At 60.3% G+C, this 24,393-nt stretch carries 16 protein-coding genes and 3 rRNA genes; 9 read left to right on the forward strand and 10 right to left on the reverse strand.

From position 1 onward, the window contains the following. Positions 1–222: 222 nt before the first annotated feature. Positions 223–834, reverse strand: coding sequence for a TetR/AcrR family transcriptional regulator (locus tag LWF01_RS11795; RefSeq protein ID WP_349637584.1), 612 nt, complete (start codon positions 832–834; stop codon positions 223–225). A gap of 238 nt (positions 835–1,072) precedes the next feature. On the opposite strand from LWF01_RS11795, the gene LWF01_RS11800 reads away from it, so the two are divergent. Further along, positions 1,073–2,230 (forward strand): FAD-dependent oxidoreductase, encoded by a 1,158-nt coding sequence (locus LWF01_RS11800; protein ID WP_349640905.1) that lies wholly within the window; start codon positions 1,073–1,075, stop codon positions 2,228–2,230. 188 nt (positions 2,231–2,418) lie between these two features. Here the strand turns inward: LWF01_RS11800 and rrf are convergent. The 4 genes from rrf to LWF01_RS11820 all read right to left on the reverse strand — a co-directional run bounded on the left by rrf (position 2,419) and on the right by LWF01_RS11820 (position 9,155). Beyond that, positions 2,419–2,535: ribosomal RNA gene (gene rrf / locus LWF01_RS11805) — 5S ribosomal RNA — on the reverse strand. 209 nt (positions 2,536–2,744) lie between these two features. Further along, positions 2,745–5,910: ribosomal RNA gene (locus LWF01_RS11810) — 23S ribosomal RNA — on the reverse strand. Between the two features lie 492 nt (positions 5,911–6,402). Beyond that, positions 6,403–7,925: ribosomal RNA gene (locus LWF01_RS11815) — 16S ribosomal RNA — on the reverse strand. The 16S, 23S and 5S rRNA genes sit together here, the layout of an rRNA operon. Before the next feature lie 528 nt (positions 7,926–8,453). Then, positions 8,454–9,155 (reverse strand): SOS response-associated peptidase, encoded by a 702-nt coding sequence (locus tag LWF01_RS11820; protein WP_349637585.1) that lies wholly within the window; start codon positions 9,153–9,155, stop codon positions 8,454–8,456. A gap of 165 nt (positions 9,156–9,320) precedes the next feature. On the opposite strand from LWF01_RS11820, the gene LWF01_RS11825 reads away from it, so the two are divergent. From LWF01_RS11825 to LWF01_RS11835, 3 genes are all read left to right on the forward strand, one after another. Next, complete coding sequence (locus LWF01_RS11825; RefSeq protein ID WP_349637586.1) at positions 9,321–9,839, forward strand: MarR family winged helix-turn-helix transcriptional regulator; 519 nt, start codon at positions 9,321–9,323, stop codon at positions 9,837–9,839. A 201-nt stretch (positions 9,840–10,040) separates the two neighbouring features. Then, positions 10,041–11,048, forward strand: a complete 1,008-nt coding sequence (locus LWF01_RS11830; protein ID WP_349637587.1) for an ATP-binding cassette domain-containing protein — start codon at positions 10,041–10,043, stop codon at positions 11,046–11,048. Next, on the forward strand, positions 11,045–11,845 hold the full coding sequence (locus tag LWF01_RS11835) for an ABC transporter permease (RefSeq protein ID WP_349637588.1): 801 nt from the start codon (positions 11,045–11,047) through the stop codon (positions 11,843–11,845). The genes LWF01_RS11830 and LWF01_RS11835 overlap by 4 nt, the downstream gene beginning before the upstream one ends. Positions 11,846–11,849: 4 nt before the next feature. On the opposite strand, the gene LWF01_RS11840 is transcribed toward LWF01_RS11835, so the two are convergent. Continuing rightward, positions 11,850–15,167: an ATP-binding protein gene (locus LWF01_RS11840; protein WP_349637589.1), complete on the reverse strand. Its 3,318-nt coding sequence runs from the start codon at positions 15,165–15,167 to the stop codon at positions 11,850–11,852. Between the two features lie 194 nt (positions 15,168–15,361). Here LWF01_RS11840 and LWF01_RS11845 point away from each other — a divergent pair, with 194 nt between their 5' ends. From LWF01_RS11845 to LWF01_RS11855, 3 genes are read left to right on the forward strand one after another with little or no spacing between them, the layout of a single operon-like run. Next, positions 15,362–16,528, forward strand: coding sequence for an acyl-CoA dehydrogenase family protein (locus LWF01_RS11845; protein ID WP_349637590.1), 1,167 nt, complete (start codon positions 15,362–15,364; stop codon positions 16,526–16,528). Continuing rightward, a complete protein-coding gene (locus tag LWF01_RS11850; RefSeq protein WP_349637591.1) occupies positions 16,528–17,586 on the forward strand; it encodes an enoyl-CoA hydratase/isomerase family protein in 1,059 nt (352 codons plus the stop codon). Before LWF01_RS11845 ends, LWF01_RS11850 begins: the two co-directional genes overlap by 1 nt. Beyond that, positions 17,583–18,356, forward strand: coding sequence for an enoyl-CoA hydratase (locus tag LWF01_RS11855; RefSeq protein ID WP_349637592.1), 774 nt, complete (start codon positions 17,583–17,585; stop codon positions 18,354–18,356). The genes LWF01_RS11850 and LWF01_RS11855 overlap by 4 nt, the downstream gene beginning before the upstream one ends. 86 nt (positions 18,357–18,442) lie before the next feature. Here the strand turns inward: LWF01_RS11855 and nrdF are convergent, their stop codons facing one another. The 4 genes from nrdF to nrdH are packed head-to-tail and all read right to left on the reverse strand — an operon-like array spanning position 18,443 to position 22,244. Next, a complete protein-coding gene (gene nrdF, locus LWF01_RS11860) occupies positions 18,443–19,417 on the reverse strand; it encodes a class 1b ribonucleoside-diphosphate reductase subunit beta (RefSeq protein ID WP_349637593.1) in 975 nt (324 codons plus the stop codon). 45 nt (positions 19,418–19,462) lie between these two features. Continuing rightward, positions 19,463–21,544, reverse strand: a complete 2,082-nt coding sequence (gene nrdE / locus LWF01_RS11865) for a class 1b ribonucleoside-diphosphate reductase subunit alpha (protein WP_349640906.1) — start codon at positions 21,542–21,544, stop codon at positions 19,463–19,465. 47 nt (positions 21,545–21,591) lie between these two features. Then, positions 21,592–22,002 carry a class Ib ribonucleoside-diphosphate reductase assembly flavoprotein NrdI gene (gene nrdI, locus LWF01_RS11870; RefSeq protein ID WP_349637594.1) on the reverse strand — a complete coding sequence of 137 codons (411 nt, stop codon included), beginning with the start codon at positions 22,000–22,002 and terminating at the stop codon, positions 21,592–21,594. Then, the gene (gene nrdH, locus LWF01_RS11875; protein ID WP_349637595.1) at positions 21,999–22,244 is read right to left on the reverse strand and encodes a glutaredoxin-like protein NrdH; all 246 of its coding nucleotides are present in this window, start codon (positions 22,242–22,244) and stop codon (positions 21,999–22,001) included. Before nrdH ends, nrdI begins: the two co-directional genes overlap by 4 nt. 516 nt (positions 22,245–22,760) lie before the next feature. Between nrdH and LWF01_RS11880 the strand changes: the two genes are divergently transcribed. Then, complete coding sequence (locus tag LWF01_RS11880) at positions 22,761–23,150, forward strand: hypothetical protein (protein WP_349637596.1); 390 nt, start codon at positions 22,761–22,763, stop codon at positions 23,148–23,150. A 194-nt stretch (positions 23,151–23,344) separates the two neighbouring features. Continuing rightward, entirely contained in the window at positions 23,345–24,391 is a 1,047-nt protein-coding gene (locus tag LWF01_RS11885; protein WP_432761953.1) for an AAA family ATPase, read from the forward strand. Positions 24,392–24,393: the final 2 nt, after the last annotated feature.

A 24,393-nucleotide genomic window follows, 5' to 3' on the forward strand; every position in this document is an offset into this window, starting at 1 on the left:
CGCCCCAGAAACAGGCAACAGAGACAAACATACCCAACCCCCACCACCAACGCAAACCCAACCCCCGTGACCCCCACCACACCAAAGCGGAGCGCGGCTTCCTTGCAGCACCACGGGTAAATTCAGACCGCGGCACTGCACTCGTGTGGCGATCCTCGCCTGCCACAGGGCGTAGCGCTTACTAGTTCTCCCGGCATCACGCAGCGCGGCCCGCGCTCGGCATCAGTCTCGGTGTGGGCGGCGGCCCGCCCGGAGGCTCGCTTCGAGCGGCGGCGTCAAGTACCGGACGATCTCGGCGCGGCTCATCGAAGCGATGGGCTCCAGGCGCAGGACGTAGCGCGTGTAGAACAGACCAGTGATAGTAGCTGCGACACCGCTGGCCCACCGGCTGGCGTCCGGCCCTCCGATGATCGCGGCAAATCGGGCGACCAGTTGGCTTTGGATGTACTCAGTCATAATCCGATGGGTCGCCGGATCGGCCAGAGAACCGGTGAACAGCTGGGCGAGCACGAGTTGCTGCTCGGGGACATCCCAGGTGTCGACCGCGGCGTCCAGTATTGACGGCACGAGCCTGTCCCGGTCCGTCCGGTTCATCGCCGTTGCGAGGACCTCCGCTGGACTGATCACGAGTTCCAGCACAGCGCGGAACAGACCTTCCTTGGACGTGAAGTAGTAATTCACCAGGGAGTGGTCAACCCCCGCATCCCGGGCAATGGCCCGGGCGGTGGTGGCTGTGTATCCGTGAGCTTTGAACCGCTCTCGTGCTGCGTGCAGCAGCCGCTCTCGCGCACCGGTGGGCTCGGCGGGCCGCCCGCGGCCTCTGTTATTCACCACGGTTGAATATTGCCGGACCACAGTTGCAGTCTGCAACTACAGAAGGCCCGCACGTTCGTCGGCCCAGGAAGTGGAAGGACGTTCCAATGGCTGTGCCGGCGCAGACCACGGCGACTTCGCGCTCCGCCTGGCCGACCTCCTGTCTTCCCCGCTCAATAGTTCCGACACTTAGGAGACCAACATCACACGGACGATCGAGACCTCCGTCTGCATCGTCGGGGGCGGCCCCGCCGGAATGATGGCCGGGGTGCTGCTCGCGCGACAGGGCGTCGACGTAGTTGTCTGCGAGAAGTACCCAGACTTCTTCCGAGACTTCCGCGGCGACACCATCCATCCCTCGACGCTCGAGCTCTTCCGCGAACTTGGCTGGCTCGACGAACTTCTCCAAGTACCACACACGACGATGGAGCGTGTCCAAGTCCGTACCGGGCAGGGCACCGTGACCGTCGCCGACTTCTCCCGTCTACCCGTCACCTGTCCCTACATCACTTTCATGCCGCAATGGGACTTCCTCGCCTTCCTCGCCACAAAGGGCGAGCAGCTGCCCAGATTTCGCCTACTGCAGGCCGCATCGGTTGGCGACCTCGTGTACGAGAACGGAAGCGTCGTGGGCGCACGAGCCACGACCGAAGACGGCGATCTCACCATCCGTGCCAACCTTGTCATCGGAGCCGACGGACGCCACTCCACCGTCCGGCGAGCAGCCGGACTCACGGCCACACAAAGCTCCTCGCCGATCGATGTGTTGTGGTTCCGCCTTGATCGCCAACCCGGCGAGTACCAGCCCTTGTTCCAAAAAGGTCGGGGGGCCCTGATATCGATCAACCGTGGCGACTACTGGCAACTCGCATACGTGGTTCCCGCTGGCGCTGGCGACCAACTACGTGCCCAAGGCATCCGGGAATTCCTGCGTCGCCTGGCACTCATTGCTCCAGAACTACAGGACCGGGTCGCCGGACTCGGCGATTGGGGCGATGTTCATCAACTGACCGTGAAGGTCGACCGGCTACGGACCTGGCATCGCCGCGGCGTCCTGTGCATCGGTGACTCCGCACACGCCATGTCACCAGCCGGCGGGGTGGGAATCAACCTCGCGGTTCAAGACGCCGTCGCGACTGCGAACATCCTCGGGCCGATCCTGGCCAGGCGGGAACTGGAGCCGACGGACCTCGACCGGGTACGGCGCCGTCGCCTGCCAGCCGCCCGCGCCACCCAGGCATTCCAGGTGAAGATGCTTAAAGACCTGTACCCGCGAACACTCAACGAAGACGACGGACAACAGCTGCCCTTTCTCCTGCGCGGAGTGGACCGAATACCTCTGCTACCTCACCTAATAGGGCGGTTCATTGGCCTCGGCCTCAGGCCGGAGCACATCCGTGCGCCATCCAAGCCCTGAATCACCCCGACGTGTGGGAAGCTCGACTCGTCCGGATCTGATCCCGGCCCGGCTTCGAGCGCGGGAATTCTGGCGGTATGCTGTCCCGAACCTGGCGTCGTGAGTGGGACTACTGGCGGTTGAGGTGTTGTGTGGTGGGACGCGAAAACGGGGCCCCCGTGATGGGGGCCCCGTTGTCGTTAATGGTTGTCCGGCGGTGTCCTACTCTCCCACACGGTCCCCCGTGCAGTACCATCGGCGCTGGCAGGCTTAGCTTCCGGGTTCGGAATGGAGCCGGGCGTTTCCCTGCCGCTATGGCCGCCGTAACCCTGTGTCACCAAACCCCCGCGCATCGTGATGGTGGGGGTGGTGAAGTGTGTGGGTCACAACAGTTAGCTTATGTAGTTGTGAATAGTGTGGCACCTGTTGGTTGGCTGTTAAGCCGCCCGTGGGTGGTTGTTTGGTGGTTTGGGAACCGTATAGTGGACGCAGCGTTTCTTACACACTTGTTATGGATTCTTTGTCGTGAGTGTGTGTGGGTAAGTTATCGGCTTATTAGTACCAGTCAGCTCCACACATTGCTGTGCTTCCACGTCTGGCCTATCAACCCAGTAATCTAGCTGGGAGCCTCTCACCCCGTAGGGGTATGGAAATCTCATCTCGAAGCAGGCTTCCCGCTTAGATGCTTTCAGCGGTTATCCTTTCCGAACGTAGCTAACCAGCCGTGCCCTTGGCAGGACAACTGGCACACCAGAGGTTCGTCCGTCCCGGTCCTCTCGTACTAAGGACAGCCCTTCTCAAATTTCCTCCGCGCGCAGCGGATAGGGACCGAACTGTCTCACGACGTTCTAAACCCAGCTCGCGTACCGCTTTAATGGGCGAACAGCCCAACCCTTGGGACCGACTCCAGCCCCAGGATGCGACGAGCCGACATCGAGGTGCCAAACCATGCCGTCGATATGGACTCTTGGGCAAGATCAGCCTGTTATCCCCGAGGTACCTTTTATCCGTTGAGCGACCGCGATTCCACAATCCACGGCCGGGTCACTAGTCCCAGCTTTCGCTCCTGCTCGACACGTCCGTCTCACAGTCAAGCTCCCTTGTGCACTTACACTCGACACCTGATTGCCAACCAGGCTGAGGGAACCTTTGGGCGCCTCCGTTACTCTTTGGGAGGCAACCGCCCCAGTTAAACTACCCATCAGGCACTGTCCCTGAACCAGATCATGGTCCGAAGTTAAGGTATCCAATATGACCAGAGTGGTATTTCAACGATGACTCCACGAACACTAGCGTGCCCGTCTCATAGTCTCCCACCTATCCTACACAAGCCACACCGAACACCAATACCAAACTGTAGTAAAGGTCTCGGGGTCTTTCCGTCCTGCTGCGCGTAACGAGCATCTTTACTCGTAATGCAATTTCGCCGAGTTCGTGGTTGAGACAGTAGAGAAGTCGTTACGCCATTCGTGCAGGTCGGAACTTACCCGACAAGGAATTTCGCTACCTTAGGATGGTTATAGTTACCACCGCCGTTTACTGGGGCTTAAATTCTCAGCTTCACCACACAAGTGTGGTTAACCAGTCCTCTTAACCTTCCAGCACCGGGCAGGCGTCAGTCCGTATACATCGTCTTGCGACTTCGCACGGACCTGTGTTTTTAGTAAACAGTCGCTTCTCCCTGGTCTCTGCGGCCAACTCACGCTCCCACCGCGAAGGTGTTCACGCGCTTGGCCCCCCTTATCCCGAAGTTACGGGGGTATTTTGCCGAGTTCCTTAACCACGATTCTCTCGATCGCCTTAGTATTCTCTACCTGATCACCTGAGTCGGTTTGGGGTACGGGCGGCTAGAACCTCACGTCGATGCTTTTCTCGGCAGCATGGGATCACCCTCTTCCCGCCACAAGGGCGGTCACCATCAGATCTCAGGAACGGCATCAAAGCCAGTCTCACGGATTTACCTGCAAGACTCCCTACATCCTTAGACGTGCACAACCATCGGCACGCGGAAGCTACCCTCCTGCGTCACACCTGTTAATACGCTTACCTACTACCAGATCAGGTCCCACGCTCCCCACAACACAGAACAAGCTCGAAAGCCAGACCATGGTGGTTTGGGTGGTTAGTATCCCCGGAATCGGTATGGGCGGTTCTTCGCCGGTACGGGAATATCAACCCGTTGTCCATCGACTACGCCTGTCGGCCTCGCCTTAGGTCCCGACTTACCCAGGGCGGATTAGCCTAGCCCTGGAACCCTTGATCATTCGGCGGACGGGTTTCTCACCCGTCTTTCGCTACTCATGCCTGCATTCTCACTCGTGTAGGCTCCACCACTGGTTTACACCGCGACTTCACTGCCCACACGACGCTCCCCTACCCATCCACACCCCTGAACACCACCCCGTAGGATAATGCTTGGAATTATGTGAATGCCACAACTTCGGCGGTGTACTTGAGCCCCGCTACATTGTCGGCGCGGAATCACTTGACCAGTGAGCTATTACGCACTCTTTCAAGGATGGCTGCTTCTAAGCCAACCTCCTGGTTGTCTGTGCAACTCCACATCCTTTCCCACTTAGCACACGCTTAGGGGCCTTAGTTGGTGGTCTGGGCTGTTTCCCTCTCGACTACGAAGCTTATCCCCCGCAGTCTCACTGCCATGCTCTCACTTACCGGCATTCGGAGTTTGGCTGACGTCAGTAACCTTGTTGGGCCCATTAGCCATCCAGTAGCTCTACCTCCGGTAAGAAACACATGACGCTGCACCTAAATGCATTTCGGGGAGAACCAGCTATCACGAAGTTTGATTGGCCTTTCACCCCTAACCACAGCTCATCCCCTCCATTTTCAACTGAAGTGGGTTCGGTCCTCCACGCCGTCTTACCGGCGCTTCAACCTGGCCATGGCTAGATCACTTCGCTTCGGGTCTAGGACACGCGACTATAGGTCGCCCTATTCGGACTCGCTTTCGCTACGGCTTCCCCACACGGGTTAACCTCGCCACGTATCGCTAACTCGCAGGCTCATTCTTCAAAAGGCACGCCATCACCCACCAGCCCACTCAAGGACCGCACAGGCTCTGACGGATTGTAAGCACACGGTTTCAGGTACTATTTCACTCCCCTCCCGGGGTACTTTTCACCTTTCCCTCACGGTACTTGTCCGCTATCGGTCATCAGGAAGTATTTAGGCTTACCAGGTGGTCCTGGCAGATTCACACGGGATTACACGAGTCCCGTGATACTCGGGATACCACTCGGGCCGGCACTGAATTTCGTCTACGGGACTCTCACCCACTATGGTCCGTCTTTCCAAACGATTCGACTATCCAACACACGTCACCCTTGAAGCCCGGTAGAGCCCCACGAATGGTCCCACAACCCCCAACCTGCAACGCCTACCGGCTATCACACAGACCAGGTTTAGCCTCATCCGGTTTCGCTCGCCACTACTCCCGGAATCACTCTTGTTTTCTCTTCCTGTGGGTACTGAGATGTTTCACTTCCCCACGTTCCCCCCACACGCCCTATATATTCAGGCGCGGGTCACCAGACACGCACGCGCTCTGGCGGGGTTTCCCCATTCGGACACCCTCGGATCACCGTTCGTTTACCAACTCCCCGAGGCTTATCGCAGGTTACTACGTCCTTCTTCGGCTCCTGATGCCAAGGCATCCACCGTGTGCTCTTAAAAACTTACACACAAAACACACACAAACCCATAAAAATAAATAAGATGCTCGCGTCCACTATACAGTTCTCAAACCACCAGCAGCCCCACCACACCCACCCACACAAACGCAGGCTTCGACGATGGTCCACACAAGAAAAACCAGCCACCCACCCCCCACACTCTGTTACGAGCACAACGGGTAGGGCGCCTGTTCTCCCAGGGCCCAACAGCGTGTTCATGTGATACCCAGCCACCAACCAAACCAGCACGCGCCAGCCTTCCAACCACCCAACGGATTAACGTCGGGACAGCGTACTCACTGACACCACCAGCCCAGCCTCCCCACAACCACACACACTCAAGTGCGCGGTCACGAGTCTCAGCAGGCTTAAAGCATTGATGTTCCACCCTTGAGCTAACCACCCGTGAACACTCGCCACGGTAATGGCCGTCATCACCACACAACATCCCCCGAGGAACGAATCCCCGAAACATCCTGCACGGTACTAACTGCTCCTTAGAAAGGAGGTGATCCAGCCGCACCTTCCGGTACGGCTACCTTGTTACGACTTAGTCCCAATCGCCAGTCCCACCTTCGACAGCTCCCTCCCCACAAGGGGGTTAGGCCACCGGCTTCGGGTGTTACCGACTTTCGTGACTTGACGGGCGGTGTGTACAAGGCCCGGGAACGTATTCACCGCAGCGTTGCTGATCTGCGATTACTAGCGACTCCGACTTCACGTAGTCGAGTTGCAGACTACGATCCGAACTGAGACCGGCTTTCTGGGATTCGCTCCGCCTCACGGCATCGCAACCCTTTGTACCGGCCATTGTAGCATGCGTGAAGCCCAAGACATAAAGGGCATGATGATTTGACGTCATCCCCACCTTCCTCCGAGTTGACCCCGGCAGTCTCCTATGAGTTCCCGGCATAACCCGCTGGCAACATAGAACGAGGGTTGCGCTCGTTGCGGGACTTAACCCAACATCTCACGACACGAGCTGACGACAACCATGCACCACCTGTATACCGACCCGAAGGGGCGTACATCTCTGCACGTTACCGGTATATGTCAAGCCTTGGTAAGGTTCTTCGCGTTGCATCGAATTAATCCGCATGCTCCGCCGCTTGTGCGGGCCCCCGTCAATTCCTTTGAGTTTTAGCCTTGCGGCCGTACTCCCCAGGCGGGGCACTTAATGCGTTAGCTGCGGCACGGACCACGTGGAATGCGGCCCACACCTAGTGCCCAACGTTTACGGCATGGACTACCAGGGTATCTAATCCTGTTCGCTCCCCATGCTTTCGCTCCTCAGCGTCAGTAACAGCCCAGAGTCCCGCCTTCGCCACCGGTGTTCCTCCTGATATCTGCGCATTTCACCGCTACACCAGGAATTCCAGACTCCCCTACTGCACTCTAGTCTGCCCGTACCCACTGCACGTCCAACGTTGAGCGTTGGATTTTCACAGCAGACGCGACAAACCACCTACGAGCTCTTTACGCCCAATAATTCCGGACAACGCTTGCACCCTACGTATTACCGCGGCTGCTGGCACGTAGTTAGCCGGTGCTTCTTCTGCAGGTACCGTCACTTGCGCTTCTTCCCTGCTGAAAGAGGTTTACAACCCGAAGGCCGTCATCCCTCACGCGGCGTCGCTGCATCAGGCTTGCGCCCATTGTGCAATATTCCCCACTGCTGCCTCCCGTAGGAGTCTGGGCCGTGTCTCAGTCCCAGTGTGGCCGGTCGCCCTCTCAGGCCGGCTACCCGTCGTCGCCTTGGTAGGCCATTACCCCACCAACAAGCTGATAGGCCGCGAGCCCATCCCCCACCAATAAATCTTTCCACCCCACACCATGCGGCACGAGGTGACTATCCGGTATTAGACCCCGTTTCCAAGGCTTATCCCGAAGTGAAGGGCAGATTACTCACGTGTTACTCACCCGTTCGCCACTAATCCACCAGCAAGCTGGCTTCATCGTTCGACTTGCATGTGTTAAGCACGCCGCCAGCGTTCGTCCTGAGCCAGGATCAAACTCTCCGTAAAAACTTACAAAAAGCATCGTCCCAGCAAGAAAAGACAAAAACTAGCAAAACAACAACCAACCCGAATAAACCGGACCGGCCGCCGTCAATTGCTCGAAATTATTATCTTAATGTTTCCTGCCAAAACAGCACACACACCACACCCCCACAAAACGAGGGCATAACATGCGCGCCAACAAACATATGGCATCAACACATCACATAAACACGCTATTGAGTTCTCAAAGAACAAACGCACATCAACGCTGTTCGCTTTCGCGCTTCCCGTTGAGGCAACCTCTCTAACTTACCACCCTGGTTCTTGCCTTGCAAATTCACCTCGCAGCTACCTGCGGAGCGTATCCAGGACTTAACCTTGGGCGGCTCTCCACTCTAGCACCTCCGCGGCCTGCGAGCAAAGCCCGATTCCGGTCGAAAGTTGAGTGGTTCTGGGCCCTCGAGTGTCCGGTTTCCGACGGCCTGTTTGGCCCTCTTCTTCCTTCTTCTCGCTGGCGACTCGACAGAACATTACCGGCCGGCGTTCGGTGAGTCAACTCCGGATTTCCTCGGCAAGTTCGGGTCGATCCACGGCTACGCTTCCGACCTCACGACCCACCCGGTGCCACGCCAATTCGACCGCGTGGCCCGGCTGCAGACCGGCCGTGTCGGACAACAGGCCCAATGCCTCATCGGCTCCGGATGACGGGTCCAGCCAGCGGTCGTAGTCACGTCGGTCGAGCACCACTGGCATCCGGTCGTGAATGTCCGCGAGGTCGCCTTTGGCCGCTGCCGTGATGATAGTGGTGCTCACCAGCCATCGTGATGGGTCGTCGTCTGGCTTGGAGCGGTCCCGCCAGAACTCGAACAATCCGGCAAAACACAGCCACTCGTCGGCGGCGGCATGAATGAAGAACGGTTGTTTGCCGTCGCTTCCCGCCCTCCACTCGTAATACCCGGTGGCAGGGACCAGGCAGCGGCGAGAATGCGCTGCTTTTCGATAAGCAGGTTTCTCCGCAACCGATTCCAGCCTCGCGTTGAAGAGCCGGGATCCCGAGGACACATCCTTGGCCCAGGACGGCACGAGTCCCCACCGAGCAATCTCCAGCCGACGCCGGACGTCTCCGGTCTGCTTGTCCGGACGATCGGCAACAATATAGAGATCGGATGTCGGCGGCTTGTTCCAACTCGGTGGCAGCTCGCGATCCGGCCGCAGGACGCATTCGAGCTCATTCGCCAGGTCCTCTGGGTCCATTGTGGTATTCAGCCGTCCGCACATAGCCCTAGCCTGCCATCGAGGACACGCTATCCGGTAGCTTCAACAGTCAAGAGAAGTGAGGAAATCAATGCGCATACCCCTGGTGGTCGGACAAGCTGCCGTTACCATCGCCGCGCCGAATCTCGTTTGCCGGTACCCGGTATGAGCGCCGCGGCTACCCCCGACCCGATCGACGAGTCACGCCGGCAATGGATCGCACATGGCTGGACCGACGTCGCCGACGGAATGACACTTGTGACTTCGCTGATGCGTGCCCATCAGATCATGCTGGCCCGGGTGGACGCCGTTCTTCGGCCCTTCAAGCTGACCTTTGCCCGCTACGAGCTGCTGATGCTGCTGTCATTTTCCAAGACCGGTGCCCTGCCGATGTCCAAGGCGAGTGAACGCCTGCAGGTGCACCCGACCAGCACCACCAACGCGGTGGACCGCCTCGAGGCAGCAGGGCTGGTGCAGCGCCTCCCGCATCCTCGGGACGGCCGAACGACTCTGGTGAAGATTACAGATGCCGGAAGGTCCCTGGCCGCAGAAGCAACTGACGATTTGAATCAGGTGGTGTTCGGCGAGCCGGGCCTTGAGGGTGATTCCTTGAGCACGCTACTGGAGCTACTCGCCGATCTCCGCAGCGCCAAGCCGAGCAGACTGAAAGGGTCGGAATCCTAACCGGCGTTCTTACCTTCTTACTTGCCCCGTTCCTATGCGCGCGTAACAACTGCCTCCTTACCTGGCGGATCAGCCTCCTTACCTGGCGCAACTGCCTCCTTACTTGGCCCGTCCGCGCGCGTAAGAACAATGTCAGCCGCGGGTAAGCGCGGATAAGGATCCTTGATGACGTAAGCAAGTTTTCCGTCGAAAGGATTCACAATGAGCAGGCAATACAATGCCGAGCTCGCAGTTGACGCGCACGGCCTGGTGAAGAACTTCGGTTCCAATCGAGCCGTCGACGGCGTCAATCTGCAGGTCAAGTCCGGCACAGTGTACGGCGTTCTCGGTCCGAACGGCGCCGGCAAGACCACCACGATCCGCATGCTCGCCACGCTATTGCGTGCCGACGGCGGCGATGCACGAGTCTTCGGCCACGACGTACGCAAGGAGGCGCACGTCGTTCGTTCGCTGATCGGGGTGACCGGACAGTACGCATCGGTCGACGAAACGCTCAGCGCGTCCGAGAATCTGGTGCTGTTCTCTCGTCTGCACGGTCTAAGCCGGACGGCGGCGAAGCAAAAAACCAGAGATCTTCTCGAGGAGTTCGGACTGACCGAAGCTGCAACCCGGCCGCTGAAGAACTTTTCCGGTGGAATGCGCCGGCGGCTCGACCTGGCTGCCAGCCTGATCAGTCAGCCGCCGCTTATCTTCCTCGACGAACCCACCACAGGACTCGATCCGCGCACTCGGTCGCAGATGTGGGACACGATCAGGCGGCTCGTCGCCACCGGCTCCACTGTGTTGCTGACCACCCAGTACCTGGACGAGGCAGATCAGCTTGCCGACAGGATCGCCGTGATCGACAAGGGCACCGTCGTAGCGGAAGGCACGGCGGACGACCTCAAGGCATCCGTTGGCAACTCCGCCCTGCAACTTCGACTTGATGACCCGGCCAAGCTACTGCTGGCCCGTGATCTGGTGGAGCAAAGCCTCGGCGGCGTCCCAGTGCTGACCCCGGAAACCGGTCGGCTTACCGCGCCGATGCACAATCCCGACCTGATAACCGACCTGCTGATCCGGATGCGCGAGGCCCGGATCACCGTCGCCGAGCTTTCAGTGCAGAAGCCAAGCCTCGACGAGGTATTTCTGTCCCTGACCGGCCACCTGGCCGAACCGGATGAGGCAATCGACGACAGCGCAGACACCCTGGAAAGGACCGCCCGATGACCACGAGCATCACACCTGCGGAGCTACGAAACCACGTGACACTGGCCACGACATGGAAGAATTCTCTGACCATGGCCGGGCGCGGGCTGTTGAAAATCAAGCGCACACCTGAGCAGCTTTTCGACGTCACGCTGCAACCGATAATTTTCACCCTGATGTTCACCTATATATTCGGCGGGGCGATCTCCGGGGATGTCGCCAGTTACCTGCCGATCATCATCCCGGGCATCCTGGTACAAACTGTGATCACCACCTCGATGGTGACCGGCGTCCAACTCCGCGAAGACATGGACAAGGGCGTATTCGACCGGTTCAAGTCTCTCCCGATTGCGCGAATCGCACCGCTGGCCGGCGCCCTACTTGCCGACACGGTACGGTACGGAATCGCGACGACCCTGACCTTCGCGATGGGCTACATCATGGGATTCCGCGCCATCAACCTGTTCGCGCTGCTGGCCGCCGCGCTGCTGGTCATCGTGTGCTCCTGGGCGGTGAGCTGGATCTTTGCGTTCTTCGGCGTGATTGCCCGCACGGCGTCGAGCGTTCAGGGGATTTCAATGCTGGTGCTATTTCCGCTGACGTTCTTGTCCAATGCGTTTGTCCCGGCCGACACCCTGCCGAACTGGCTGCAGGGATTTGTCGGGGTCAACCCGGTTTCGCACCTGGTGACTGCGGTCCGGGACCTGGTGAATAGCGGGCAGTTCGGCGCCGACGCGTGGCTGGCCCTGCTTGGAGCGGCCGTCGTTGTGCTGATTTTTGCTCCGTTGACGGTTCGGGCTTACATGCGCAGGGCCTAAGTTGCTAGTCGCGGATCTTTGCGAAGAACGGCCCGGCGAGCAGTTCCAACGCGCGCCGGGCCGCGTCGGCACCACTGAACGTCCGATAAGAGCTGCGATAGGACTCCACCCGAGCCGCACCATAGCTCCTGGCCGCAGCCGCGAAGTTGTCCGGAAGACTAAGTGCCGGGTAGTCCTGCCGGGCGGCCATCCGCTCGGAAAGTGCCAACAGCTCAAGACCGATGACAACGCTGTTGGCTTCCTGCACGCTGTCCCGGCCGCCGAGCTGGTTCCGGGCATACTGCTGCCCCTGCTCCGAGAGCAGCCAGACCGCGTTGGAAAGCACCAACATCCCTACCAGCGGCTTATCGACGTGCTTCGAACGCAACCGGGCCATGGACAGTGCGGTTATTCGCGTGCGCCTGGCCAGCCCGGCGAGTTCGACGATGTCTCCGTGGCCGTGCCTGACGTGGGCGCACACCATGGCGGCGGAGTGATAAATCCACCACTGGCTCTTTCGCCGGGCCCGGTTGGGCAGGTCGGTGAGGACGGCACGGTATGCCGCGAGGCCGGTCGCGACGTCCCCCTCGGCCAGGCTCGCCTCGGCCAGTACACAGCGGCTGACCAGCAGGATGCCGCTCTCGGCGTCTTCGTCGACCTCCTCGAAGGTATCGAGGACGGCGGCGCGGCCTTCGGCGACGCGTCCGGTTGAGATCAGGTTGGCCGCCAGGATCCAGCGGAGATGCCGGATATCGTCGTCGGCCTGCACCAGCGCCAGGCCTGATACCGCCCGGTCGGCCCAGGCGATGGCGTCACGCGCGCGCCCGCTTTGCGAATTCAACTCCGCGAGCAGATGAGCCGAGGTGGCCTGGCTCCAGGTGTCGTCACGCCGTTCCGCGAGCCTTCGTGCCTCGGCCGCGAACCGCCTGGCCGTGTCCACCTCCCCGGCGTTCTCGGCTTCGCGGGCGCTCAGCAGGTTTCCCAGGCCACGCACTCCCTCGTCGGCGTCGGCGCGTGCCGCGGCCAGGGAGGCGGACATCCGTTCGGCATCTCCCAGGGACACCGCCAACCGAGCCATCCCAAGAGTGCCCGGTTCGATGGACAGCCCGCTGGCCAGCAGGCCGCGCAGCCGGATCATCGCCCGGACGCTTGTCCGCAGGCTGATCTGGAAGCCGGTCGCGGCGATCGCCGTCAGACTAAACACTGCCGGGGTGATACTTCGGTCCCGGGGCAGGTAACCGCGAGAGACATCGAGAATCGCCGCACAGAAACCAGCTACCTCGCTGTGCGCACCTCGCAGCGACCAGAAGAACCCGAGCACGGCGAATATGGTCAGGGTCGCCTCGGCGTCCTCCCGCCGCATGGCGATTCGCAAGTTTGCCAGCAGGTTTTCCTGGTCCAGTGAAACGGCCGCAATGGTCTGCAGCTGGTACGTGCCGCTGAGCCGGGACAACTCCGCCAGACAGAACTCCTCGGCCCAACGCAGACTTGCACTCTCGACCGCCCGGTCCTCGCCATGCTCGACCAGCGACATATCGCCAAACTCCCGAACTGTTTCGAGCATCCGGTAACGCATCGCACCGTCGCGCTCTTCGACGTTGATCAAAGACTGATTGACCAGACCGACAAGTGCGAGGTCGACGTCGATCCCCTCGTCATCCTGATCGCCCGCGGCAAAGTCAGCGACAGTTCTCGCCGCCTCGGCGGAGAAGCCATCTGGGAATCCGGATAAGCGTCGCAGCACCTTTTGTTCCGCCGGATCGAGCAGGTTCCAACTCCATTCGATCACCGCGAGAAGAGTCTGATGTCGTTCTGGTGCGCTCCTGTCACCCGAGGTCAGCAGCGAGAAGCGACGATCCAGTCGTCGTTCGATCTCTTCCACGGTCATGGTCCGGACTTTCGCCGCAGCCAGCTCAATCGCCAGTGGCAAGCCATCGAGCCGTTCGCATAGCCTGGCGATCACCGCATCGTTGAAAGACGTTCCCGGCCGCGCGGCGTCCGCGCGATCCCGGAACAGCTGCACCGCCGGCGAGTCTGAGGATCGCGCCCCCGTCACCAGGGAATTGAGTTGATAGATGTGCTCGGCGGCGATGCTGAGTGGCGCTCGTGAAGTGGCCAGGATCGACAGGGATTCGATACTGGCGAGCAGGTCCGCACTCAAGCGGGCGACACCGGACACAACGTGTTCGCAATTGTCCAGGATCAACAGCGTCCTGCGCTCGGACAGCCGGTCGACAATCCTGATGCGCAGGTCCGGTCCTGGTCCCGAGGTTGCCAGCCGGCTGGTCGCGCTGGCTTCCCGGATCCCGAGCGCTCCCGCTAGCGCGGGCATCACATCGTCGACCGAGCGGATGGCGGCGAGCTCTACCAGGATCGTCGCGGGTTTCCCGCCCGCAACGGCACGCCGCCCGATTTCCTGTGCCAGCCGGGTCTTGCCGAGGCCACCGGCCCCCAGAATCGTGGTCAGCCGGGACGACATCATCAGTTGTTCGACCGAATCCACGTCGTCGGCACGGCCCAGCAGGGGATTCGGTTCCGCGCGAAGGCCGACGGACAGGACGCGTGGCCGTGATTCGGCAGCCGAGCCAAGCAGCGAGTCGTCACCGCGTAGTATCGAGGTATGCACCGCCTGCAGGTCCCGGGAAGGTGACGCACCCAACTCGTCGCGGAGCCGACGGCGCACCTGCTGGAACCGGTCGAGCGCCTCGCTGTTCCGGCCGGCTCCGAACAGTGACTTCAGCAAGAGTGCTTCGAGACTCTCGTCCAGCCGTACTGAACACAGTGTCTGCAGCAACGTCACCGCTTCGGCGAACCGTCGCAGCTCGACCAGGCAACGTGCCTTGGCGTGCAGCAGTGACCAACGAAGCTGATCCGTCCGCCGCTGCAATTCATCGGCCAGGTCCGGACTCAACTGCGGGTCGATCCCGTCGCCGCGCCACCAGCCCAGCGCTGCTTCGGCCAGGATGAGTGCCTGGCTGTACCTTCCTTCGGCAATCTCCTGCCGCGCCTTCCGGTCGGCTTCTGCGGCCTCGAAGAGGTCGATCGACGCGGCTGCCACGTCCAGCTGGTATCCGCTGCTGTGGGTGACCAGGAGGCCGGCCGCGCAGTTCGCCCTGGTGCGTGAAACCAGGGTGTGCAGCGCCGCTTTGCTGGCAGGAGCGGACTCGGGCCAAATCACCTGCACAAGTTCCGAGGCCGCGACGGTAGCACCCTGCGCCAATCCGAGTGCCACGATAAGCGACTTCGCCCGGGCACCGTTCACCTCGGCGAGTTCACCGTCCGCGTTCTCAACCAGAACGGGTCCGAGAACAGCAACTTGCCGGGCGGAATCTGTTCGTAGCACAACTGCAGAGTCTAGTGCCCCGGCGAGCGTCACCGCCGGATTATTTTTCGGACATTCCTTCACCGGCACGAGTGGATTACTTGGACGTCCTACTTTATTCTGGAATCATTCCTGCCGTGACACACGACGTTCGGTGAACTCGCCGCTCAATCCCGTCACGGCACGACGACGCAGCTCAAGGGAGAGAATCCGCGATGGCCAGTCATTCGGCAGCCGCACACACATTCGGGCTCAGCAAGGATCAGCAGGAACTAGCGGCCATGGCCCGTGACTTCGCCGACCATGAGATCGCTCCGTTCGCCAATGAATGGGATGCCAATCACCACTTCCCGATCGACACACTGCGCAAGTCGGCCGAACTCGGCATGGGCGGGATATACGTCTCCGAGCAACACGGCGGCTCCGGCCTCACCCGCTCGGACGCGGCACTGATCTTCGAGGCGCTGGCCACCGGCTGCCCCTCGGTCGCCAGCTACATATCGATCCACAACATGGTGGCGTGGATGATCGACAAGTACGGCGACGACGAGCAGCGGCAGAAATGGCTTGGTGATCTGTGCTCGATGACTTCGCTCGGTAGCTACTGCCTGACCGAGCCCGGCGCGGGTTCGGATGCCGCGGCGCTCAAAACATCGGCCCGGCGTGACGGCGACGAGTTCGTCCTCAACGGAGTCAAGCAGTTCATTTCCGGCGCGGGCAGCGCCGGGATCTATCTCGTGATGGCTCGCACCGGCCAGGACGGCCCACGGGGCGTGACCGCCTTCATCATCGAGGACGGCACCGAGGGACTTACCTTCGGTCCGAACGAACTCAAGATGGGATGGCGTGCGCAGCCCACCAGGCAAGTCATCATGGAGAACGTGCGAGTTCCGGCCCGGAACATGCTTGGCGATGAAGGTCAGGGCTTCAAGATCGCCATGTCCGGACTCAACGGAGGTCGGCTGAACATCGGCGCATGCTCGCTTGGCGGCGCGCAATCAGCGCTTGAGAAGGCGGTGACTTACATGGGCGAGCGGATGGCGTTCGGCACCGAGCTCAACGGCTTCCAAGCCCTTCGCTTCAAGGTCGCGGACATGCAGACCCGGCTGGAGACGGCCCGCTCCCTGCTCTGGCGGGCCGCCGGTGCCGTTGACGCAGCTGACCCGCGCGCTACCGAACTTGCCGCAATGGCCAAGCTGGCGGCGACCGACGCAGGCTTTTCGGTGGCCAATGACGCCCTGCAACTGCACGGTGGATACGGTTACCTGACGGAGTACGGCATCGAAAAGATAGTCCGTGACTTGCGCGTGCACCAGATTCTCGAAGGCAGCAACGAGATAATGCGCGTGATCATCTCTCGAAAGACAACAGGAGTGGGCTGATGACGACTGACACTGCTACTGCCGCTGGAGCCGAGCTCCAGCTGACGGCAGACAACGGCCTCGCACGAATCACCTTGAACCGGCCGCGAGCTATCAACGCTCTTAACCAGCCGATGATCGCCGGCATCGTCGATTCGCTTGAGGCCTGGCGCAACGATGACTCGGTTGCCGCGGTGCTTATCGACGGCGCAGGCGAACGCGGTCTGTGTGCCGGAGGCGACATCAGGGTGATCTACGAAGACGTTAAATCCGGCGGCAACGAATCCCGCTGGTTCTGGCGCGACGAGTACGCCATGAATGTCGCGATTTCCGAGTACCCGAAGCCCTACATTGCCCTGATGGACGGCCTGGTGATGGGTGGCGGTGTCGGCGTCTCTGCCCACGGCAGCATCCGGATAGTGACGGAGCGCTCGAAAGTAGGAATGCCGGAAACGGGTATCGGCTTCGCACCCGATGTCGGCGGCACATATCTGTTGTCGAGGGCCCCGGGCCAGCTCGGCACGCACCTGGCACTGTCCGGACTCACCGCCGGTCCTGCCGACGCAATCGCCTGCGGACTCGCGGACACGTTTGTCTCCTCCGAAAGGCTGGCTGACCTGAGGGCGGCCCTCGCCGCGAATCCGGGCCAAGCCGCCGCCATCGTGGCGGACTTCGCCAGTGAACCGGGTCCGACACCATTCCTGGACGCCCAGGAATGGATCGACGAGTGTTACGGCTCAGACAGCGTTGAGCAGATCGTGGAACGCCTAGGCTCTCATCCCGATGCCGAAGCCCGGAATACGGCGGAGATATTGCTGACCAAAGCACCAACATCGCTGAAGGTGACACTTGCGTCACTGCGAGCTGCGCGTTCGATGACGTTGCGTGAGGTGATCGAGCAGGAGTACCGGGTTTCGGTGGCCCTGACGGAACGGCCTGATCTGGTCGAAGGCGTCCGGGCGCAGATTATCGACAAAGACCGCAATCCGCAGTGGAGTCCGGCGTTTTTGCCCGAGGTGACGTCTGCCGACGTCGATGCGATTCTGAATACCGATACGGCTGAGGGAGTTTTCGGATGACCGAGACACTTATCGTCGAGCGTGACGCGGCAGGCTTCGCCGTGGTCACCATCAACCGACCGAAGGCACTTAACGCGCTCAATCTGCAGGTGCTGGAGGAACTCGCCGCGACCCTTTCCGAGCTGGATTCGGACAGGTCGGTGTCGGCCACCGTGCTGACCGGATCCGAGAAAGCCTTCGCGGCCGGTGCCGACATCAAGGAGATGAAAGACCTCAGCTACTCGGAAGCCTACGCCCGCGACTGGTTTGCCGGCTGGGATGCAGTGGGTCGTACCCGCAAGCCGATTATCGCGGCCGTCGCAGGGTACGCCCTCGGCGGTGGCTGCGAGCTGGCGATGATGTGCGACATCCTGCTGGCAGCCGACACGGCAAAATTCGGCCAGCCGGAAATCAAGCTCGGAGTCCTGCCGGGCATGGGCGGATCCCAGCGTCTGACCAAGGCGGTGGGAAAGGCAAAGGCGATGGAGCTGTGCCTGACCGGGCGGATGATGGACGCGGAAGAAGCCGAACGCGCCGGACTGGTTTCCCGGATCGTGCCGGCGGATGATCTGCTCGATGATGCGAAGAAGACGGCGACGCTGATCGCCTCGATGTCGATTCCCGCAACCATGATGGTCAAGGAAAGCGTCAATCGTGCCTTCGAGACATCGCTAGCCGAGGGCATCCTGTTCGAGCGCCGGGTATTCCACGCAGCCTTCGCGACGAATGACCAGAAAGAGGGCATGGCCGCGTTCTCCGAAAAGCGAGAGGCAAATTTCAGCAACGACTAGCCGGGTATCCAGCCACCCAGCAAAAACGGCCGGTCAGCACACTGTGTGCTGACCGGCCGTTTTTGCTGTGCAGATAAAGGACGACGCTAGAAGTCCCAGTCGTCGTCTTCGGTGTTGACCGCCTTGCCGATAACGTACGACGATCCGGAGCCGGAAAAGAAGTCGTGGTTCTCGTCCGCGTTCGGCGACAAGGCCGAAAGGATCGCCGGGTTCACCTTGGTGACAGACGACGGGAACATCGCCTCATAGCCGAGGTTCATCAGCGCCTTGTTGGCGTTGTAATGCAGGAAGTGCTTGACGTCCTCGGTCAGGCCCACCTCATCGTAGAGGTCCTGCGTGTACTGAACTTCATTCTCGTACAACTCGAAGAGCAGGTCGAAGGTGTAGTTCTTGATCTCTTCCCGCTTGGCTTCGTCGACCTTTTCAAGTCCTTTCTGGAACTTGTAGCCGATGTAGTAGCCGTGCACGGCTTCATCACGAATGATCAACCGGATCAGGTCGGCCGTGTTCGTGAGCTTGGCCCGGGATGACCAGTACATCGGCAGGTAGAAGCCGGAATAGAACAGGAACGATTCGAGCAGAGTCGAGGCGACCTTGCGCTTCAGCGGTTCATCGCCCCGGTAGTACGACAGGACGATTTCCGCCTTCCGCTGCAGATACTCGTTCTCGGACGACCAGCGGAAGGCGTCATCGATCTCACGGGTGGAGCAGAGCGTCGAGAAGATCGATGAATACGACTTCGCGTGCACCGACTCCATGAACGCTATGTTCGTGTAAACCGCCTCTTCGTGCGGGGTGATCGCATCCGGGATCAGGCTGATAGCGCCAACGGTGCCCTGGATCGTGTCGAGCAGGGTCAGCCCGGTGAACACCCGCATGGTGAGCGTCTGTTCCTCCGGCGTGAGAGTTGCCCACGACTGGACGTCGTTGCTGAGCGGAACCTTCTCCGGCAGCCAGAAGTTGCCGACCAGCCGATCCCAGACCTCGGCGTCCTTCTCATCCTGCACGCGGTTCCAGTTGATCGCCGAAACGTGATCGACGAGCTTTAGTTTTTCAGACACCTTGGTCTCTCTCCTATTCTCAAGAATTGCGGCAAACGATCCTGCTTAGAGCATGCAGGAGACGCAGCCCTCAACTTCGGTGCCATCGAGTGCGAGCTGACGCAGTCGGATGTAGTAAACGGTCTTGATGCCCTTCTTCCAGGCATAGATCTGCGCCTTGTTGATATCGCGCGTGGTTGCGGTATCCATGAAGAACAGCGTCAGCGATAGACCCTGATCGACGTGCTGCGTGGCTTCGGCGTATGTGTCGATGATCTTCTCGTAGCCGACCTCGTATGCATCCTGGTAATAGTCCAGGTTGTCGTTGGTCAGGAAGGGCGCTGGGTAGTAGACCCGGCCGATCTTGCCTTCCTTGCGGATCTCGATCTTCGATGCCACCGGGTGGATCGAAGACGTCGAGTTGTTGATGTACGAGATGGAGCCGGTCGGCGGGACAGCCTGCAGGTTCTGGTTGTAGATGCCGTGCTTCATGATTGAAGCCTTGAGCTCGAGCCAGTCTTCCTGGGTCGGGATCGGGATACCGGCGGAGGCGAACAGGTTCGTGACCCGCTCGGTCTTGGGTTCCCACACCCGCTCGGTGTACTTCTCGAAGTACTCCCCCGACGCGTACTTCGAGTCCGGGAACCCTTCGAAGTACTCGCCGCGCTCGATGGCGATCCGGTTCGATGCACGCAGGGCATGGAACACGATGGAGTAGAAGTAGATGTTCGTGAAGTCCAGGCCCTCTTCGGAACCGTAGTGGATCCGTTCCCGGGCCAGGTAGCCGTGCAGGTTCATCTGACCGAGACCGATGGCGTGCGAGACGTCATTGCCCTTTTCGATCGACGGGACCGAACCGATGTGGCTCATGTCCGACACCGCGCTGAGACCCCGAATCGCCGTTTCAACTGTCTTGCCGAAATCCGGCGAGTCCATGGTCAGCGCTATGTTCAGCGAACCCAGGTTGCATGAGATGTCCTTGCCGATCACGTCGTACGAGAGGTCGTCCTTGTACGTCGTCGGCGTCGACACCTGCAGGATTTCCGAGCACAGGTTGCTCATCGTGATCTTGCCCTTGATCGGGTTCGCCCGGTTCACGGTGTCTTCGTACATGATGTACGGGTAACCGGATTCGAACTGGATCTCGGCCAGCGTCTGGAAGAACTCACGGGCCTTGATCTTGGTCTTCTTGATCCGGGAATCGTCGACCATCTCGTAGTACTTCTCGGTGACCGACACATCGGTGAACGGCATACCGTACACCCGCTCGACATCGTACGGCGAGAAGAGGTACATGTCCTCATCCTTCTTCGCCAGCTCGAATGTGATGTCCGGGATCACGACGCCGAGGGACAACGTCTTGATTCTGATCTTCTCGTCCGCGTTCTCGCGCTTGGTATCCAGGAACCGGTAAATGTCAGGGTGGTGAGCATGCAGGTAGACCGCGCCGGCTCCCTGGCGGGCACCGAGCTGGTTGGCATAGGAGAAGGAGTCCTCGAGCAGCTTCATTACCGGAATGACGCCCGACGACTGGTTCTCGATCTGCTTGATCGGCGCGCCGACTTCGCGGATGTTGGTCAGGCTGAACGCTACCCCGCCGCCGCGCTTCGATAGCTGCAGGGCGGAGTTGATCGACCGGCCGATGGATTCCATGTTGTCTTCGATACGCAGCAGGAAGCAGGAGACCAGTTCGCCGCGCTGCTTCTTGCCCGTATTGAGAAAGGTCGGCGTCGCAGGCTGGAACCGTCCGCCGATGATCTCTTCCACCAGGTTCCTGGCCAGCGTCTCATCACCCTGGGCCAGGCCGAGGGCAACCATCGTGACCCGGTCCTCATAGCGCTCCAGGTAGCGCTTGCCGTCGAAGGTACGCAGCGTGTAAGAGGTGTAGAACTTGAACGCACCCAGGAAGGTCTGGAACCGGAACTTCTTGGAATAGGCGAAATCGTTGAGCTCCCGGATGAAGTTCCGGGAGTACTTGTCGAGGATGTCGCGCTCGTAGTAGTCGTTCTTGATCAGGTAGTCGAGCCGCTCGTCGAAGTCGTGGAAGAACACGGTGTTCTGGTTGACGTGCTGCAGGAAGTACTGATGCGCAGCTTCGCGATCCATGTCGAACTGAATTTTGCCGTTCTCATCGTAAAGATTGAGCATGGCATTGAGCGAGTGGTAGTCAAGCTCACTCGTGTCCGTACCGGGAGCTATTTCGCGCTCTGCGACTGTTGTGTCCAAAACTGATCCAATCCTTGATCGACGATACGGAGATCTTCGTCTGTCCCCATGAGTTCGAAACGATAGAGGCGAGGCACCCGGCACTTTGCTGCAATGATGTCGGCCGCCTTGCAATATTCGGCCCCGAAGTTGGTGTTGCCTGAGCCGATGACTCCCCTGATCAGGGAACGGTTACGCTCCTGGTTGAGGAACTTTATGACCTGCTTAGGAACTGAACCACCCTGGACACCGCCGTACGTTGGTGTGACAAGCACGAACGGATCCCCGGCGTCCAGGGTTTCTTCTTTGGTGAAAAGCGGCAGGCGGCGAGCATCCCGCCCGAGCTTCGTTACGAAGCGGTGCGTGTTGGCAGAAACACTTGAGAAGTAGATCAGGCTCATGCCACGTTCGTAGCTGCCGATCGCGCTAGAGCATCGATCTTGTCCGGACGGAAACCCGACCAGTGATCGTTATCGGTCACAACAACGGGGGCCTGCATGTACCCCATCGCCTTCACGACGTCCAGGGCATTGAGATCCTCACTGATGTCAATGCTCTTGTATTCGACGCCCTTGGCATCGAGGGCGCGGTAGGTAGCGTTGCACTGAACGCAGGCCGGCTTTGTGTAGACCGTAATCATCATCAATCTCTTCCTAGTTCAAATTCAGTGAAGAACTCTGCTCGTCGCGCTGTTGAACTCGTTGCTGCTTCGTATACCAGTCATATCGCCTGGCACTGACAGTGGCTCACCGACGCGAAAGTCGCGGTCGAAAACACCTGTCGTTGCCCTCAATGCCTGTGATTCCAGGTAGATCCCGTGTAGTCCGCGTGGAGCCACCAATCCGCTATAACTACTATATCTAGTGATTGGCCCTGCGGCTACCCCTAGATCATGTGTTACATCGATGTGGTTTGGCAAGTACCTGCGTGTCTATTCTTCGCTCCGCGTGTCGTCCACAAGCTGTGAATAACAGGGCTGTAAGTCGCTGACCTGCAAGGACGCCAGGAGGGGTGCAAGTTGTCACCAGATTCATCCACAACCGGGTCAGTTCCCGGCCAATTGCGAGTCGTGCGGAAAGTATCCTTGAGAGCGTCCCCAGAACCGGGCGGCACGTCTTTGCCGAGCCGATCCGGACTCCGACCACCACTGAAGGCAGCCATGGCTCCCACGATCTACGACTTCATCCTCAGCGGCGACCACGGCGCGGTAAAAGCCGCCATCGCCGGCAGCTTCGAGTCGCTCGGTTACCAGGTTTCCCAGGCGCCCAACGGCGCCATGCTTGCCAGCCGCGGCAGCAACAAGAAGACGATTTGGCTCGGCGCGCTGGCCGGAAAGGACTTCGCCATCACGATGCTGGTCGAATTCTTCCAGAACGACGGCGGCGAGCTCGTCGCCAGGGTGCGACGTGATGCCACCTCCGGCGCACTGAAAGGGGGTGCCCTCGGCGCCGCCAAGGCCAACAACGCCTTCGCCGATGCGGTCAACACCCTTCAGGACAGGCTGGGCCAGGCAGGAATCATCCAAAGGGTAGTAACGCCGCAGGGATAACAGCCCTTCGTTCCCCTTTGGCGAGCCACTACAGCACGGTGCGACTGATAGACGGCGTGGCTGATTACACGGCTTGGCAGATAAGCGGCCAGGCAGCTGAAACGCCTGTGCCGAGACTGCAACAAGTCTGCATCCGCTGTCACCCCGGCGCTGCCTAGCGTGAAAGTCAACGCTTAAGTCAAAGGGGAACGATTGTGAATCAGCAGCTCACCGCGTCGCGCCATCCAGCGCGCCAGCCGTCGGCCATGCCCGGCTACTTGCCACAACCGGCCTCACCTACCTATGCCCGCGACATCCTCCAGACGGTGCTGGATGCCTACGACGTCAAGGTCGTCGGGCAGGCCGGCCTGCGGGAGACGCTGCTGCTCGGCCTGCTCACCGGAGGCCACGTGCTGCTGGAAAGCGTGCCTGGCCTGGCAAAGACGACGGCGGCGACGACGCTCGCCGAGGCTACCGGTGGCACGTTCAGCCGGATTCAGTGCACGCCGGACCTGCTGCCGAGCGACATCGTCGGCACCCAGATCTATGATGCCGCCAAGGGGACCTTCGTCACCGCACTCGGGCCGGTACATGCCAATTACGTTTTGCTCGATGAGATCAACCGATCCAGCGCGAAGACGCAGAGCGCGATGCTCGAGGCGATGCAGGAGGGGCAGACAAGTGTCGGCGGCACCATCTACGCGCTGCCCCAGCCCTTCCTCGTGCTGGCTACCCAGAATCCGATCGAGCAGGAGGGTACGTACCAGCTACCGGAGGCACAACTCGACCGCTTCATGCTCAAGGACGTGCTCGACTATCCGACCCCGGCAGAAGAAGCCGAGGTTCTGCGACGGATCGACAGTGGCGTGTACGACGACAACACGGAGACGCTTGCCGCCATCGGCAACGATCAGGTCCTGGAACTGCGACGGCTTGCCCAGGCTGTTTACATCGACCCGGCGATCAGCAAGTACATAGTCAACCTGGTATTCGTCAGTCGGAACGCCTCTAAATACCTGCCGGGCGGATTGGCACGCTACATAGAGTTCGGCGCGAGTCCACGTGCCAGCATCGCATTCAGCCGTGCGGCCCGCGCCCTCGCCCTGCTCGCGGGCCGCGACTTCGTTATCCCCGAGGACGTCAAGCGGCTCGCGCACCGGGTGCTGCGCCATCGTATTCTCCTCGGCTTCGAGGCGGCCGCCGATAACCTCCGGGTTGAAACCATCATCGACGCGATCACCGCGTCCGTGCCGACACCCTGATC

This window comes from Saxibacter everestensis (assembly GCF_025787225.1).
Taxonomy (GTDB): Bacteria; Actinomycetota; Actinomycetes; order Actinomycetales; family Brevibacteriaceae; genus Saxibacter; species Saxibacter everestensis.